The organism is Thermococcus prieurii (assembly GCF_054657655.1).
Map to the genome: position 1 here is coordinate 319,688 of NZ_BAAHYH010000001.1, position 13,299 is coordinate 332,986.

The window sequence follows — 13,299 nt, forward strand, 5'->3', positions numbered from 1 at the left end:
GCTCATTACGATGACTATCTAAACGGTGGTGCCGATGGTGGACTTCGAACTGCTCAAGAAGATTGTTGAAGCCCCTGGAGTTTCGGGCTTTGAGTTTCTCGGCGTCAGGGACGTTGTAATCGAGGCCTTCAAGCCCTACGTCGACGAGATTAGGGTCGACAAGCTTGGAAACGTCATAGCGCACAAGGAAGGAAAGGGCCCGAAGGTCATGCTCGCCGGGCATATGGACCAGATTGGCCTCATGGTGACCCACATCGAGAAGAACGGGTTCTTGAGGGTGGCACCGGTCGGCGGTGTTGACCCGAGGACGCTCATTGCCCAGCGCTTCAAGGTCTGGATTGGCCCAAACGAGTTCATCTACGGCGTCGGTGGAAGCGTTCCGCCCCACATCCAGAAGCCGGAGCAGAGGAACAAGGCCCCGACCTGGGACCAGATTTTCATCGACATCGGTGCCGAGAGCAAGGAAGAGGCCGAGGAGATGGGTGTAAAGATAGGCACCGTCATCACCTGGGACGGCAGGCTCGAGAGGCTCGGAAAGCACAGGCTCGTCAGCATCGCCCACGACGACAGGATAGCGGTTTACACCCTCGTTGAGGCGGCGAGACAGCTGAGCGAGACCGACGCGGATGTTTACTTCGTCGCAACTGCTCAGGAGGAGGTCGGACTCAGGGGAGCGAAGGTTTCGGCGTTTGGCATTGACCCGGACTACGGCTTCGCCCTCGATGTCACCATAGCGGCTGACGTTCCGGGAACGCCGGAGCACAAGCAGATAAGCCAGCTCGGAAAGGGCGTCGCGATTAAGATAATGGACCGCTCCATCATCTGTCACCCGACGATTGTCAGGTGGATGGAAGACCTTGCGAAGAAGTACGAGATACCCTACCAGTGGGACATCTTAACTGGCGGAGGAACCGACGCGGGAGCCATACACCTCAACAAGGCCGGCGTTCCGAGCGGTGGCATAAGCATCCCGGCGCGCTACATACACTCCAACACCGAGGTCGTTGACGAGCGCGACGTCGATGCCGCGGTCAAGCTGACGACCAAGGTCATCGAGGAGATTCCGAACCTGAAGCTCTGATTCTCCCTTAAATTTTATAAAAGCCTCCCTCCAAATTTTCTCAGCACTGCTCAAGGGTGTCCAGCGATGGAATCAAGGACGGCAGAGATGCCTTTCTCGGCGGACTGGGAGGCCGTTAGGTGGGTGGCATCGAAGCCGAGGGAACTCTTCAAGTCCCTGCCCTTCGAGGCCGAGGTATCGGGGGAAGAGCCGTTTGACGTTCAAATACGAATCAGGAGGAGATTATTTAAGTTTGAGTTCTCCGGCCGAATGAACATGGCATTTGCAGATTCAACGGCCACCTACGTGATGAAGGGCCCGAAGGGACTGCTGATTCTCTCCGCTTCCGTTAATGGGGATGTCCTCCTGTCGAGGGCCTCTGCGGACCTCGTCGAGCGCTTTCTCGGCCGAAAGCTGGAAGCCCTCGTCAACGGCTTCGCCCTGGCGGTCTGTCGTTTCTCGGAAAGCTACCGGAGAATCGTCGGAAAAATCCTTCCGACGGGGGAGGGGGAGTTTTACGTGAGGAATATGGCCCAGGATGACTTTCCCCACCTTCTCAGGTACCTCCGCTTCAGCCTTGGGAATGGGACGTTCTCCCTCCACGGAAAGGGCAACGGCGAGGAGTTCAGGATAACCGTCGAGAACGACGTGGTGAAAAGCATCGAGCACGAGAGCTCGGGTGGAAGCGCGATAGTCGAAGTTAACAAGCCCCTGCTTGGCGTCGGTGAAGATGACTTTTCAGGCCTCGAGCTCGGAGGAGAGTACTTCCTCAGTGTTCTCCGTCGGTGACCTCTTTTCAAGCTTCCACAGCTCGTAGACCAGAAAAGCCAGCCCGATTGCTATTCCCCCCAAGACGAAGGGCCACTTGCTCGGCAGTGGGAGCCCGCGATGCCACTCGTGGAGCAGGTAGTTCTGGTAGAGGAACAGGTAGCCGAGCCACGCTATAACAACCGCCTCGATGCCGTATTCGACCAGCTTCTTCTCTCGCTCCTCCATCTTCACCACGGGAAAGGTTAAAAGCGACCCGTTAAAAACTCTTCCCATGCAACCAGACCTCCAGTACTTTCCCTACGACACCCTCAGGCCCAATCAGGCGGAGTTCATTGAGCTCGTGCGCGAGACAGCGGAGAGGGGAGAGAACGCCATAATTGAAGCCCCAACAGGCTTCGGTAAGACCGTGAGCGTTCTGGCCGGCGTTCTTCCAGTTGCCGAGGAACTCGGCCTCAAGGTTCTCTACTTAGCCCGAACGCACAGGCAGATGGACCGCGTTATAGAGGAGCTCAAGGCGATAAACCGGAAGGCGAGGGTTTCTGGGGTTGAGCTCAGGAGCAGGAAGGAGCTGTGCCTCCACAACTACCTCACCCAGTTCACGAGCGACGCCTACACCGCCATGGTGGTCTGCAAGAACCTGAAGAAGCTCGGAAAGTGCCCCTTCTACGAGAACGAGAAGAAGAAAAAGGCCGAGTTCAACGAGCTCGTGAATTTTTTCCTTGAAAGCCCGTCCCACCCGTCTGAAATCCTAAGCTACGCAGAGACGCTCGAGCTCTGCCCCTACGACCTGACGAGGAAGATAGCCGAGAAGGCGGACGTCATCGTTGCCAGCTACCTCTACGCGATAAGCCCAACGATAAGGGAGAGCCTGATAAGCTCGCTCGGCGTGGATTATTCGGACCTTATAATCGTCTTCGACGAGGCCCACAATCTGCCTGACCAGGCCATCTCTGCTTTGAGCGACAGGCTGAGCATTCATACAATCAACAGGGCCATTAAGGAGGCCGACGAGTACAGGGAGAACGAGATAGCCAATTTCCTTAGCATACTCGGCAAAGGTTTGGAGTTGCTCTTCCGCGAGAAGCTCGCCGACAGGGAAATCCAGGAAACGCCGATTCAGCCCGAGCTGGTCTTCGTTCACCTGATGAGAACCCTCGGGATAAGCGAGCGCTGGCTCGTGAAAACGCTGAACGAGATGGTCTCAATCGGCGAGGCGATAAGGGAAGACCGAATCGAGAAGGGTAAACCTCCAAGGAGCTACATTGGTCGCGTCGGCGAGTTCCTGCTCCTCTGGTTCTCGCTCATCGGAAGGGAGGACTACCTCTTCCTGCTCAGCAGGGAGAAGGGTTTGAGCCTTGAGCTCGTGGCCTTGGACCCGTCGAAGGCATTGACCTTTCTCAGGGAAGTCCACAGCGCCTTCTTCATCTCCGGAACGCTCACCCCGCTCGAGGCCTTCCGCGACGTCATGGGCATCGAGAATGCCCGGCTGAAGAAGTTTCCAAGGATGGTGAAACGCGAAAACGCGCAGGTTCTGGTCGCCAAAGACGTCTCGACGCGCGGTGAGGAGCGCTCGCTCCAGGTTTACAGGAAGATGGTCGATTATATCGTCGAGGCCGTTAAGCTGATTCCCAAGAACGTTGGCGTTTTTACGGCCTCCTATGAAGTCCTTCAGGGCCTCCTCTCGGCCAACCTTGAGGTTAGACTTGAGGGAACGGGAAAGGCGGTATTCATCGAGAGGCAGGGGGTCAGCTCGGCCGAGAATGATGCGATGGTGGCTTCTTTTAAAGCCCACGCAAAGGGCAACGGGGCGGTTCTGCTCGGCGTCATGGGCGGGAGGAACAGCGAGGGACAGGATTACAGCGGGGATGAGATGAACGGGGTCATACTGGTCGGAATTCCCTACGCGAGGCCCACTCCGCGCGTGCAGGCTCAGATAAGGTACTTCGAGCGGAAGTTCCCGGGAAAGGGCCGTTACTACGGCTATTACTTGCCCGCCCACAGGAAGCTGGTTCAAGCCGCGGGAAGGGTTCATCGCTCGGCGGAGGAGAAGGGCTCGATAATAATCCTCGACTACCGCGTCCTCTGGAGAAACGTCAGGAAGGACTTCCCGGACTGGATGGTGGAAACTATGAGGCCCGTTGACCTGGCGAGGATGAGGCTTTACCTGAAGAGGTTCTGGTTCAGCGGACCGTGAACTCCTTTTCGACCCTGACCTTGGCACCGTTCACGTAGGCCACCTTGACGACCTTGTATCTCCCCGGCGGGAGCTCCACTGGTAACTTCTGCTCCACCGTTTCACCGGGGATTAGGACGATTCTCCTGCTCAGAAACACTACCCCCGGGTCAATCCTCTGCCAGAAGCCGGTATACTCGTAGAGCTCAAGCTCGTTGCTCGTCTCGACCTTGAAGGTGTTGGGATTCGTTATCCAGACGATGAGTTCCCCCTTTCGGGGTTTGACGTCGATGTCGAGCTCGACCTCGGGCGGTGCGCCAACGTTTATGACACCAACTTTGTCATCGGAGGGTACTTTAACAATCTTCATCAAACATTTTTGTGCTACGTTGTTACTTAAATAATTTTCTAAGTTCCACGGTTCAAAGGGCATTTCAATGGGAAAAGCTTATAAATCAGTCTGGCAACGCTCACCAGAGGTTAAAACCACCTTTCTTGGAGGTGTTTGCAGTGGCTGAGGAAATGAAGTTCGAGATACCCGTATGCACCTCATGCGGAAAGGAGATAACCCCGAGGGAGCACGCCACTCACTTCGTCTGCCCGAACTGTGGGGAGGCGATAATCTGGCGTTGCGAATCCTGCAGGGTCCTTAGCGTTCCCTACAAGTGCCCCAAGTGCGGATGGGAGGGCCCGTGAATTGAGGAGGTGAAGAAGATGAGCGACTACAACATGGTTGCGGTTGTTAAGGTCATGCCGACCGACCCTGAGGTCAACCTCGACGAGCTCGAGGGAAAACTCAAGGAGGCTCTTCCCGAAAGGTTCGGCCTCGCCAAGGTCGAGCGCGAGCCCATAGCGTTCGGTCTCGTCGCTCTCAAGTTCTACGTCCTGGCTAAGGACGAGGAGGGCTACGACCTCGACCAGGTTCTCGAGGCGTTCAGGCAGGTTGAAAACGTCGAGAGCGCCGAGGTCGAGACCGTTTCGAGGATTTGAATTCCCTCTATTTCTTCATTGAGTAACATTTTTGAGCTCTTTTAGTGATTTGCTCGTCATGAAGATTAGATATGACCCAAGGCCGATATTCTCTACATTCTCCTCAAGGAGGGTCCGGTGGCGGATACCGATGAGGTGGATGAGGACATCTGGTTCGAGTACGATGAGCAGGGAAACGTAATCGGGATAAAGATTTGGAACGCCGGCGAGAACGTAATTCGGAGGAGTCTCCTTGAGATAGAGCGTTATGCAAAGGGATTGAAAGAAGAGGCAAAAACTTAAAGTCCCAAACTCAGGCTCAGCTTTGGCCTCTTCCACTCGTCGAGTATCGAGCGGAGCTCCTCGTTTTCTACCTTCGCGTAAAGCTCGTCGAAGCGCTTCTTTGCTTCGTCGTCCCCGGCGCGCCAGCGCGCCAGCTCTCCAATGGCCCTGAAGAAGTACGCCGTATCATCCTCGAAGAGCTCGGCAAAGGCCTCCATGTTCCTCGCTATCGTGTCATAGGCGTTCTCGTTGAACAGTCCCTCGATGAAGTCAACCAGCGTGTCGAAAACAACGCCGAATATATCGTCACTCACGTTGATTGCCTTGAGCAGGGCCTCGCGGAGGGCCTTGAAGGCCTTATCGTAGTCCTCCTTACCAGCGTGAATCTCGGCCTCGACAAGCTTGGCGTTTATCTCAATCTCATCGTCGCGCGGGTTTCTGAGGACCTCATTAATCAGCGCCTCGGCGGTGTCGTAGTCCCCGAGCTCGTAGTGGAAGTGCGCCAAGTCGAGGAGGCTTATGAGCCTGTTCTTCTCGTCGCCGATGCGCTCGAATATTTCTCCCGCACGCTCCATCAGCTCTATGGCCTTCTCCGTTTCGCCGAGCTCGTCGTAGTTCACCGCGAGGTTCGCCAAGGTCAGCGCTATCTCCTTGTCATTTTTCAAAACGTTCTCCTCGTGCTCGAGGAGTTTCTGATACGTTTCTATCGCCTTCTCGGGCATTCCGAAGTGCTCGTAGGCATCGGCAAGGTAGTAGAGCGCTGTCGCGTATTCCTCCGGGTCGTCCTTCTTCCTCTCAACGACCCGCTTGTAGAGCCCTATCGCGCTCTCGACGTCGTCAAGGTGAGCGTAAACGTGTCCAATCTCGTGGAGCAGGTCGTAGGGGTCGTCGCACTGAACGGCAACTTCTCCAAGCCTCTTGAGCTCTTCCCTGAGCTCCTCCTCGGTCTCTATCGAGTCGATGTAATCGTCAAAGAGCTCGAGCATTTTCTCGCAGTCCTTCTCGCTCAAAGCCCTTTCCCACTCTTCTTTGACCTTCATTTCAAATCACCGCCCTTCGGTTGGCCGAACCCGTTAAAAAGCTATGGTATCCATAAAACCAAAAAAGTTTGGTAAAATTGTCGGGCTAATTTTGGATATTCGACAAGTTACCGTCGCATTCAATCCCTCAACCCGACCAGATTGTCATTTTGTTCGTCGTCTGTTCATTGATTTTTTACTCAGTTCATCGTTTCACCGCACTTCTTCCCGAGTAATGGATATTATGTCCAAGCATCCAACGGGAAGGGTTATAGGCCGTGGCCACAATTCAGGGACCTGGACAATTTATCCAGGTGGTTGAGATGGAGACGGTAAAGCGTGACATCATTCAGGAGTACGCGGGCTGGAGCAGTCTGGACGTTCTCGAAAATGCGAATCGCTACCCCGGTCCGACCGGTTTCTTCGCCTACGTGATGGAGGAGGCATTGAAAGAGAGCATCTCGCTCGTCCCGAAGGAGGGTCGGGACGCGCACTTCTCTGGAGACATTTACATCCACAAACTCCCATACAGCCTTTACATCCCCTACTGCACAGGCCACAGCACCGCGAGGCTCCTCGAAAAGGGCCTCAAGACGCCTACGATTGTTTCCCGGCCGGCCAGGCACTTCGACACTTACGTCGACCACATAGCGAACTACCTCATAACGATGCAGCACTACTTCAGCGGTGCCCAGGCTTTGAGCTCGGTCGAGTGGTACGCGGGGCCCTTCGTAAGGAAAGAGGACTTGGACAGGCGTAAAATCAGGCAACAGATTCAGAGGCTGGTTTACAACCTCAACTACCCGAGCAGGGTGGGAATGCAGACTCCATTCACCAACTTCACCGTAACGCTCGACGCTCCCAAAAAGATGCTCGAGGGCGACCACGCGGTTTACGCTGGAGAGAAAGTCGAACCGCTCGGCGAGTACGAGAGGGAAGCCAAAGAGTTCTTCATAGCTCTGACGGAGGTTCTCCGAGAGGGGGACGCGCTCGGCCAGCCCTTCACCTTTCCGATTCCGACGCTGATGGTCACTGCCAAAATGCTCTGGGACGACCCCGAGGTATTTGAGGCGGTCTTTGGAACGGCGTCGAAGCGCGGGAGCTTCTACTGGCTGAACACAAACGTCGTTGACCCGGACGCGAGCTACGCAATGTGCTGCAGGATTGCCATCGACAAGACAGAGATGGCCTTTGCCTTCGGAGTCTCAGGAAAGAGCGCCGAGGAGGAAGCGCTGGAGAGGCTTGAGAGGGGGCGCTTCGGCGGGCTCTGGGCGATGCCCGACGTTACCGGCTCGGTGAACGTGACAACGGTAAACCTCCCGAGGCTTGCCCTTAAGGCGGGAGGAGACGACGATAAATTCTGGGAGGAGTACGAGAGGGTTCTCGAGGTCGTGAGGAGAACAACTGACTGGTTCAGGGAGCGCTACGTGAGGCTTATCACCGCCTACCGGCACATGTACAGCATGATTCACCTCTACCTCGAGGAGTTCCCGAGCAGTCACTTCAACACCGTCGGAATCCTCGGTCTTCCGGAAGCGGCCTCGATTTACCTCAACGAGCCGAAGCTCTGGGAGGAGGGAACGAGAAAGGACTGGCTGAAGGCGGCCGAGCTGATGAAGGAGATGGTGGAGTTTGCGACGGCCAAGGCAAGGAAGTGGATGAAGGAAACCGGAACGCCCTGGAACGTTGAGGAAGTTCCCGGTGAGAGCGCCGCGGCAAAGTTGGCTATAAAAGACCTCCGCGAGTTCCCTGAGCTGAAAGAGTATCTCAGCGATCCGGAGAACCCGATTTACTCGACCAGCGTGGCGCCTTACTACGGCTCTCTGGAGCTGGCCGACAGAATACGGATTGAGGAGAAGGTTCAGAGAAGCTTCACCGGCGGGGTGATGATGCACATCTTCCTCGGCGAAGAGCCGGACCCCGAAGCCCTGGCAAAGCTCACGAAGAGGCTCATGAGAACGGAGCTCGTCTACTGGAGCTACACTCCCGCAATAACAGTCTGCAACGCCTGCGGATACTCAACGACGGGCCTGCACACCCACTGCCCGCGCTGTGGAAGTGAGAACGTCGAGGTGTGGAGCAGAATAATCGGCTACTACAGGCCCCTCAAGAACTGGAACCCCTTCAGGAAGAAGGAGTTCTGGACGAGGAGGCACTACTCCTCCTGATTCCTTTTTGGAGGTGTTTTCATGCTCACGAGCGGGTGGAAGAGCGTCAGCATGGTCGATGTTCACGGAAAGGTTACCTTCACGCTTTGGCTCTGCGGATGCAACCTTAAATGTCCCTTCTGCCACAACTGGCGCATAGCGGAGGGCCTCGACTGCTTCTCCCTCGACAGAAAAGCCCTCCTCGACGAGCTTGAGGCGAGCGCGTTTCTCATTGACTACTTCCACGTCACCGGTGGTGAACCGCTGATGCAGTGGAGAGCGCTAAGCTCTCTCTTCGCGGAGGTTAAGCTTCTTGGTGTTCCGATAAGCCTCAACACGAACCTAACCCTCGTCGGACCCCTTGAGAAGCTCCTGAAGGCTGACCTGGTGGGCCATATAGCGACCGACCTCAAGGCTCCTCCTGCACTGTACGGCCTCCCCGAAAAGCCCGCGGAAAAGCTCTGGAGGCTCTTCCTGAGGGGTCTTGAAGTTGTCTCAGACCACGGAATCCCCCTCGAACTCAGAATTCCTGTGGTGAAGGGCTTTGACGCGTGGCCATACATAGAGGAGGGTCTGCGGAGGATTGAAACGGACTTCTACGTCGTCCTGAACCCGCTCGTCGGAAGGCCATTAACGAATCCACGGGACGAGAGCTGGTGCTCGGAACACTGCTGGCCGGAGGGTGAGGTTGAAGCACTCAGGGAAAGGCTTGAGAAGCTCGGAATTGAGGTTTACGTCAATCACTTCGCGGAGGGTTTGCCTGAACAGGCCATCAGCAGTTCCGTGTAGCGCTTTAGAACCCGCGATTTCAGCTTTTCGTAATCTCTTTCTCCTCGATACACGATTTTTATATCAACCCTTACGGTGCCCGCGGTGAGGTTGAAGTAGTCCTGGTACCTTGCGACTATTACCGCCTCCTTTAATCTTCCATCTGAGACCGTTAGATTTGCCCTAATCCAGTCGTTTATTGGAATTCTCAGCGTTTGGGGGCCGTATTCGGTGTCGTTTACGGTGATGTTCTCGTAAGGAGGAACTCCGGGTTTTCTGACGAGCGTGACCTCAATCGGGCTCCCACAGGTAACCTTCCTCTTGTAGAGTGGACTTCCGTTGAGAACCGGCAGTAGGTAGTCCATAAAGACAACGGGCCCCGAAATCTCCTGGGTCCCGTTGTTCTCTCCACCCTGCCAGCACGATTTCCACTCAACCATCTTTCCGGTACCGTTGAACAGACTCCACGCCCTTAGCCCATTCGACTCCTCGACCACGAGGTAGTGGTCTCCTTCATTGAGAACCAACGTCGTGGAGTTGCCAGCCGTGACGACCGCCACGTAATCGAGGCCCCCGTTGAGGTCGGTGAGGTGTCCTCCCAGGTCACAGGTTTGAACTCCCCCGTTCAGCACACCTGCCATCAGCAGAACGAGTACCAGAATCGGGGCGAGCCTCCTCATATTTACCCCCTTTAGTGGGGGATTTATAAATGTTGCCGAACATAACCGAAAACTTTATAAATAGGCCAAAGGAATGATAACGCGGAAGCACTTAAGGTTACTAAAAGACCTCATCCTGTAAAAAAGAAAAAGGGAGGGGGTGAGGGGAGATGGCCCAGCTCGCTGGACAGCCGGTCGTTATTCTCCCGGAGGGAACCCAGAGGTACGTTGGAAGGGACGCCCAGAGGCTTAACATCCTCGCCGCTAGAATCGTCGCCGAGACCATAAGGACCACCCTTGGCCCGAAGGGTATGGACAAGATGCTCGTTGACAGCCTTGGTGACATCGTCATCACCAACGACGGTGCCACCATACTCGACGAGATGGACATCCAGCACCCGGCCGCGAAGATGATGGTTGAGGTTGCGAAGACTCAGGACAAGGAGGCCGGTGACGGAACCACTACCGCTGTCGTCATCGCCGGTGAGCTTCTCAAGAAGGCTGAGGAGCTTCTCGACCAGAACATTCACCCGAGCATAATCATCAAGGGTTACGCTCTCGCCGCCGAGAAGGCCCAGGAGATTCTTGAGGGCATCGCCAAGGAGGTCAGCCCGGACGACGTTGAGACCCTCAAGAAGGCCGCTGTGACCTCAATCACCGGAAAGGCCGCCGAGGAGGAGCGCGAGTACCTCGCCGAGATTGCCGTTGAGGCCGTCAGGCAGGTCGCCGAGAAGGTCGGCGACAAGTACAAGGTCGACCTCGACAACATCAAGTTCGAGAAGAAGGAGGGTGCCTCCGTTAGGGAGACCCAGCTCATCCGCGGTGTCGTCATCGACAAGGAGGTCGTTCACCCCGGCATGCCCAAGAGGGTTGAGAACGCCAAGATTGCGCTCATCAACGACGCCCTCGAGGTTAAGGAGACCGAGACCGACGCTGAGATAAGGATTACCAGCCCGGAGCAGCTCCAGGCCTTCCTCGAGCAGGAGGAGCGCATGCTCAAGGAGATGGTCGACAAGATTAGGGAGGTCGGAGCTAACGTCGTCTTCGTCCAGAAGGGCATCGACGACCTGGCTCAGCACTACCTCGCCAAGTACGGCATAATGGCCGTCAGGAGGGTCAAGAAGAGCGACATGGAGAAGCTCGCCAAGGCCACCGGAGCTAAGATAGTCACCAACGTCCGTGACCTGACTCCGGAGGACCTTGGTGAGGCTGAGCTCGTCGAGCAGAGGAAAGTGGCTGGAGAGAACATGATATTCGTCGAGGGTTGCAAGAACCCGAAGGCCGTCACCATACTCATTCGCGGCGGTACCGAGCACGTCGTTGACGAGGTCGAGAGGGCGCTCGAAGACGCTGTCAAGGTCGTCAAGGACATCGTCGAGGACGGCAAGATACTCCCGGCCGGCGGTGCTCCTGAAATCGAGCTGAGCATCAGGCTCGACGAGTACGCCAAGGAGGTTGGCGGTAAGGAGCAGCTCGCCATCGAGGCCTTTGCAGAGGCCCTCAAGGTCATACCGAGGACCCTCGCCGAGAACGCTGGTCTTGACCCGGTCGAGACCCTCGTCAAGGTCATAGCCGCCCACAAGGACAAGGGTGCCAGCGTCGGTGTCGACGTCTTTGAGGGCGAGCCGGCCGACATGATGGAGAAGGGTGTCATCGCCCCGCTCAGGGTCACCAGGCAGGCCATCAAGAGCGCCAGCGAGGCGGCAATAATGATACTCCGCATCGACGACGTCATCGCCGCCAGCAAGCTCGAGAAGGACAAGGAAGGTGGACAGGGCGGGGGCAGCAACGACTTCGGTAGTGACCTCGACTGAAGGCTTTGATTCTTCTTTTAACTTCCAAAACCCTTTTTAGTTCCGCGAGAACTTTTCTTGTATGTCCGCCGTTGATGTTCAAGGCCTTTTGAAGTCATACGGCCCGAAGGTGGCCCTCGACCGCGTTTCCTTTTCCATCGAGGAAGGCGAGATAGTCGGCGTAATCGGGCCAAATGGAGCAGGAAAGACGACGCTGATACGAATTCTGACGTGCCTCCTGAAGCCCGACTCCGGAGAGGTCAGGGTTTTTGGAAGGAACCCCTGCGGGGCGAAAGAGCTCTTCGCCCTCCTCCCCCAGGACGTCAAAGCCCACTTCTACACGCTCACGCCGAGGGACTACGTCTATTACTATCTCAGAATGCGCGGCGTTGGGAGAAAAGAGGCCCAAAAGAGAACCGAGAAGGCGCTTGAAGAGTTCGAAATAAGCTACGCTAATGAGCCAGTCTCAACGCTCTCCGGCGGCATGATGCGGAAGGTCCTCCTCGCGATGGTTCTATCTGCTGATGCCAGGTTATATTTCCTAGACGAGCCGACCGTTGGCCTCGACGTGGAGAGCAGGCTCAAGCTCTGGGAGGTTCTCCGCGAAAGGGCCAAGGAGGCGACTATAGTTCTCACCAGCCACTACCTCAACGAGATATCCAGCGTCTGCGACCGAGTAATTCTCCTGAGGAACGGAAGGGTCGAGGCCTTCGGAAGGCCGGAGAGGATTGCGGGCGAATACCTACGAGGACTTCACTCGAAGGTAGTCACCTTCGGTGAGGTTAACCTTTATGGCTTCCTGACGAGGAAGGCCGGGAGGAACACCTACGTCTACACCCGCTCGGAGGCTGAGGAGAAGGAAGTCGTTGAGGTCCTTGAAAGGGCCGGCGTGCCCTTTAAGGTCGAGGAACTCACCATAGAGGACGTTTTCATTGCGGGTGGTCTTGATGATAGTCATCATTGAGTACTACGCGAGAGCACTCACGAGGGGCAGGTTCTCGCTCATCAGCTTCTCACTCCAGCCCCTTTCCTTCATATTCATAGTCTATGTGGTCAGCGGGGGAAGGTTCCTGAACACGGCTTTAGCCGGTGCATTGGTGAGCTTCGTCGTTGGGGTGGGGATAGCGGATTTGGCGATAGAGCTGGTTGGAATGAAGACCCGCTCGCGGTTCTACGACATCATTATGAGCCTGCCAGGGAGCAATTGGAAGAAGGCCCTCGGCATCTCCGTTGGAATGAGCGTTCCCGCTCTTCCCTACGTCGTCCTGTTAACGGCGATACTCGTCTGGAGGCTCGGAGTTGATGTCTTCCCAAGAATGCTTGCGACAATAGTGGCACTGTGGCTCTGGAGTGCCGGAATTGGCTTCCTCCTGGGTGTTAAGGGGAAAGAGCCGGTTCAGGTGATGAGGCTCTCAAACCTCCTCGTTACCGGACTGACAGTCTTTCCGCCGGTTTACTATCCCGCGAGCGTTCTCCCTGGGTGGCTTGCAAAAATCTTGGTATTCCTCCCGACCGTGAGTGCCTCCCAGGTTCTCTCTGGGACGGGAGGAAGTGCATCCCTCATAACAACGTTCCTCTGGGGAGTTCTTGGTCTGGCATTCCTACTCAGGTTCGCAGGGCTCGAGGAGTGAAAACGGCTTTAAAACCGCTTTTCCAAT

General features: G+C 56.0%; 15 protein-coding genes. 11 read left to right on the plus strand and 4 right to left on the minus strand.

Features of this window, described 5'->3' with window-relative positions; translation table 11 throughout:
• The first annotated feature begins 34 nt into the window (after positions 1-34).
• A complete protein-coding gene (locus ACYQ04_RS01880; protein ID WP_460127263.1) occupies positions 35-1,081 on the plus strand; it encodes a M42 family metallopeptidase in 1,047 nt (348 codons plus the stop codon).
• A gap of 66 nt (positions 1,082-1,147) precedes the next feature.
• The gene (locus ACYQ04_RS01885; protein WP_460127014.1) at positions 1,148-1,849 is read left to right on the plus strand and encodes a hypothetical protein; all 702 of its coding nucleotides are present in this window, start codon (positions 1,148-1,150) and stop codon (positions 1,847-1,849) included.
• Here ACYQ04_RS01885 and ACYQ04_RS01890 read toward each other — a convergent pair.
• Positions 1,799-2,056 carry a hypothetical protein gene (locus ACYQ04_RS01890; RefSeq protein WP_460127264.1) on the minus strand — a complete coding sequence of 86 codons (258 nt, stop codon included), beginning with the start codon at positions 2,054-2,056 and terminating at the stop codon, positions 1,799-1,801. The two genes, ACYQ04_RS01885 and ACYQ04_RS01890, sit on opposite strands and share 51 nt — an antisense overlap.
• A 46-nt stretch (positions 2,057-2,102) precedes the next feature.
• Here ACYQ04_RS01890 and ACYQ04_RS01895 point away from each other — a divergent pair, with 46 nt between their 5' ends.
• A complete protein-coding gene (locus ACYQ04_RS01895; RefSeq protein ID WP_460127015.1) occupies positions 2,103-4,025 on the plus strand; it encodes a helicase C-terminal domain-containing protein in 1,923 nt (640 codons plus the stop codon).
• On the opposite strand, the gene ACYQ04_RS01900 is transcribed toward ACYQ04_RS01895, so the two are convergent.
• Entirely contained in the window at positions 4,012-4,374 is a 363-nt protein-coding gene (locus ACYQ04_RS01900; protein WP_460127016.1) for a hypothetical protein, read from the minus strand. The genes ACYQ04_RS01895 and ACYQ04_RS01900 overlap by 14 nt on opposite strands.
• 152 nt (positions 4,375-4,526) lie before the next feature.
• Here ACYQ04_RS01900 and ACYQ04_RS01905 point away from each other — a divergent pair, with 152 nt between their 5' ends.
• The 3 genes from ACYQ04_RS01905 (at position 4,527) to ACYQ04_RS01915 (ending at position 5,276) form a co-directional block, all read left to right on the plus strand.
• Entirely contained in the window at positions 4,527-4,700 is a 174-nt protein-coding gene (locus tag ACYQ04_RS01905) for a zinc finger domain-containing protein (protein ID WP_050003902.1), read from the plus strand.
• A gap of 18 nt (positions 4,701-4,718) precedes the next feature.
• Positions 4,719-4,994: an elongation factor 1-beta gene (locus ACYQ04_RS01910; RefSeq protein ID WP_460127265.1), complete on the plus strand. Its 276-nt coding sequence runs from the start codon at positions 4,719-4,721 to the stop codon at positions 4,992-4,994.
• 117 nt (positions 4,995-5,111) lie between these two features.
• Complete coding sequence (locus ACYQ04_RS01915) at positions 5,112-5,276, plus strand: DUF2283 domain-containing protein (protein ID WP_460127017.1); 165 nt, start codon at positions 5,112-5,114, stop codon at positions 5,274-5,276.
• On the opposite strand, the gene ACYQ04_RS01920 is transcribed toward ACYQ04_RS01915, so the two are convergent.
• Positions 5,273-6,295 (minus strand): tetratricopeptide repeat protein, encoded by a 1,023-nt coding sequence (locus ACYQ04_RS01920; RefSeq protein ID WP_460127018.1) that lies wholly within the window; start codon positions 6,293-6,295, stop codon positions 5,273-5,275. The genes ACYQ04_RS01915 and ACYQ04_RS01920 overlap by 4 nt on opposite strands.
• A gap of 302 nt (positions 6,296-6,597) precedes the next feature.
• On the opposite strand from ACYQ04_RS01920, the gene ACYQ04_RS01925 reads away from it, so the two are divergent.
• Complete coding sequence (locus tag ACYQ04_RS01925; RefSeq protein WP_460127019.1) at positions 6,598-8,442, plus strand: anaerobic ribonucleoside triphosphate reductase; 1,845 nt, start codon at positions 6,598-6,600, stop codon at positions 8,440-8,442.
• A gap of 21 nt (positions 8,443-8,463) precedes the next feature.
• Positions 8,464-9,210, plus strand: coding sequence for an anaerobic ribonucleoside-triphosphate reductase activating protein (locus tag ACYQ04_RS01930; protein ID WP_460127020.1), 747 nt, complete (start codon positions 8,464-8,466; stop codon positions 9,208-9,210).
• On the opposite strand, the gene ACYQ04_RS01935 is transcribed toward ACYQ04_RS01930, so the two are convergent.
• Positions 9,162-9,869, minus strand: a complete 708-nt coding sequence (locus tag ACYQ04_RS01935; RefSeq protein WP_460127021.1) for a hypothetical protein — start codon at positions 9,867-9,869, stop codon at positions 9,162-9,164. The two genes, ACYQ04_RS01930 and ACYQ04_RS01935, sit on opposite strands and share 49 nt — an antisense overlap.
• A gap of 149 nt (positions 9,870-10,018) precedes the next feature.
• Here ACYQ04_RS01935 and thsB point away from each other — a divergent pair, with 149 nt between their 5' ends.
• From thsB to ACYQ04_RS01950, 3 genes are all read left to right on the plus strand, one after another.
• Positions 10,019-11,662 carry a thermosome subunit beta gene (gene thsB, locus ACYQ04_RS01940; protein ID WP_460127022.1) on the plus strand — a complete coding sequence of 548 codons (1,644 nt, stop codon included), beginning with the start codon at positions 10,019-10,021 and terminating at the stop codon, positions 11,660-11,662.
• Positions 11,663-11,723: 61 nt separating this feature from the next.
• On the plus strand, positions 11,724-12,605 hold the full coding sequence (locus ACYQ04_RS01945) for an ABC transporter ATP-binding protein (RefSeq protein WP_460127023.1): 882 nt from the start codon (positions 11,724-11,726) through the stop codon (positions 12,603-12,605).
• Complete coding sequence (locus ACYQ04_RS01950) at positions 12,589-13,272, plus strand: multidrug transporter (protein WP_460127024.1); 684 nt, start codon at positions 12,589-12,591, stop codon at positions 13,270-13,272. The genes ACYQ04_RS01945 and ACYQ04_RS01950 overlap by 17 nt, the downstream gene beginning before the upstream one ends.
• Positions 13,273-13,299 lie beyond the last annotated feature (27 nt).

Bases quoted from the DNA above. Each gene is read 5' to 3' on its own strand.
- ACYQ04_RS01885 (WP_460127014.1), top strand. From the start codon at position 1,148: ATGGAATCAAGGACGGCAGAGATGCCTTTCTCGGCGGACTGGGAGGCC.
- ACYQ04_RS01900 (WP_460127016.1), bottom strand. From the start codon at position 4,374: ATGAAGATTGTTAAAGTACCCTCCGATGACAAAGTTGGTGTCATAAAC.
- ACYQ04_RS01950 (WP_460127024.1), top strand. From the start codon at position 12,589: ATGATAGTCATCATTGAGTACTACGCGAGAGCACTCACGAGGGGCAGG.
- ACYQ04_RS01890 (WP_460127264.1), bottom strand. From the start codon at position 2,056: ATGGAGGAGCGAGAGAAGAAGCTGGTCGAATACGGCATCGAGGCGGTT.
- ACYQ04_RS01930 (WP_460127020.1), top strand. From the start codon at position 8,464: ATGCTCACGAGCGGGTGGAAGAGCGTCAGCATGGTCGATGTTCACGGA.
- thsB (WP_460127022.1), top strand. From the start codon at position 10,019: ATGGCCCAGCTCGCTGGACAGCCGGTCGTTATTCTCCCGGAGGGAACC.
- ACYQ04_RS01935 (WP_460127021.1), bottom strand. From the start codon at position 9,869: ATGAGGAGGCTCGCCCCGATTCTGGTACTCGTTCTGCTGATGGCAGGT.
- ACYQ04_RS01880 (WP_460127263.1), top strand. From the start codon at position 35: ATGGTGGACTTCGAACTGCTCAAGAAGATTGTTGAAGCCCCTGGAGTT.
- ACYQ04_RS01945 (WP_460127023.1), top strand. From the start codon at position 11,724: ATGTCCGCCGTTGATGTTCAAGGCCTTTTGAAGTCATACGGCCCGAAG.
- ACYQ04_RS01910 (WP_460127265.1), top strand. From the start codon at position 4,719: ATGAGCGACTACAACATGGTTGCGGTTGTTAAGGTCATGCCGACCGAC.
- ACYQ04_RS01925 (WP_460127019.1), top strand. From the start codon at position 6,598: ATGGAGACGGTAAAGCGTGACATCATTCAGGAGTACGCGGGCTGGAGC.
- ACYQ04_RS01920 (WP_460127018.1), bottom strand. From the start codon at position 6,295: ATGAAGGTCAAAGAAGAGTGGGAAAGGGCTTTGAGCGAGAAGGACTGC.
- ACYQ04_RS01895 (WP_460127015.1), top strand. From the start codon at position 2,103: ATGCAACCAGACCTCCAGTACTTTCCCTACGACACCCTCAGGCCCAAT.
- ACYQ04_RS01905 (WP_050003902.1), top strand. From the start codon at position 4,527: ATGAAGTTCGAGATACCCGTATGCACCTCATGCGGAAAGGAGATAACC.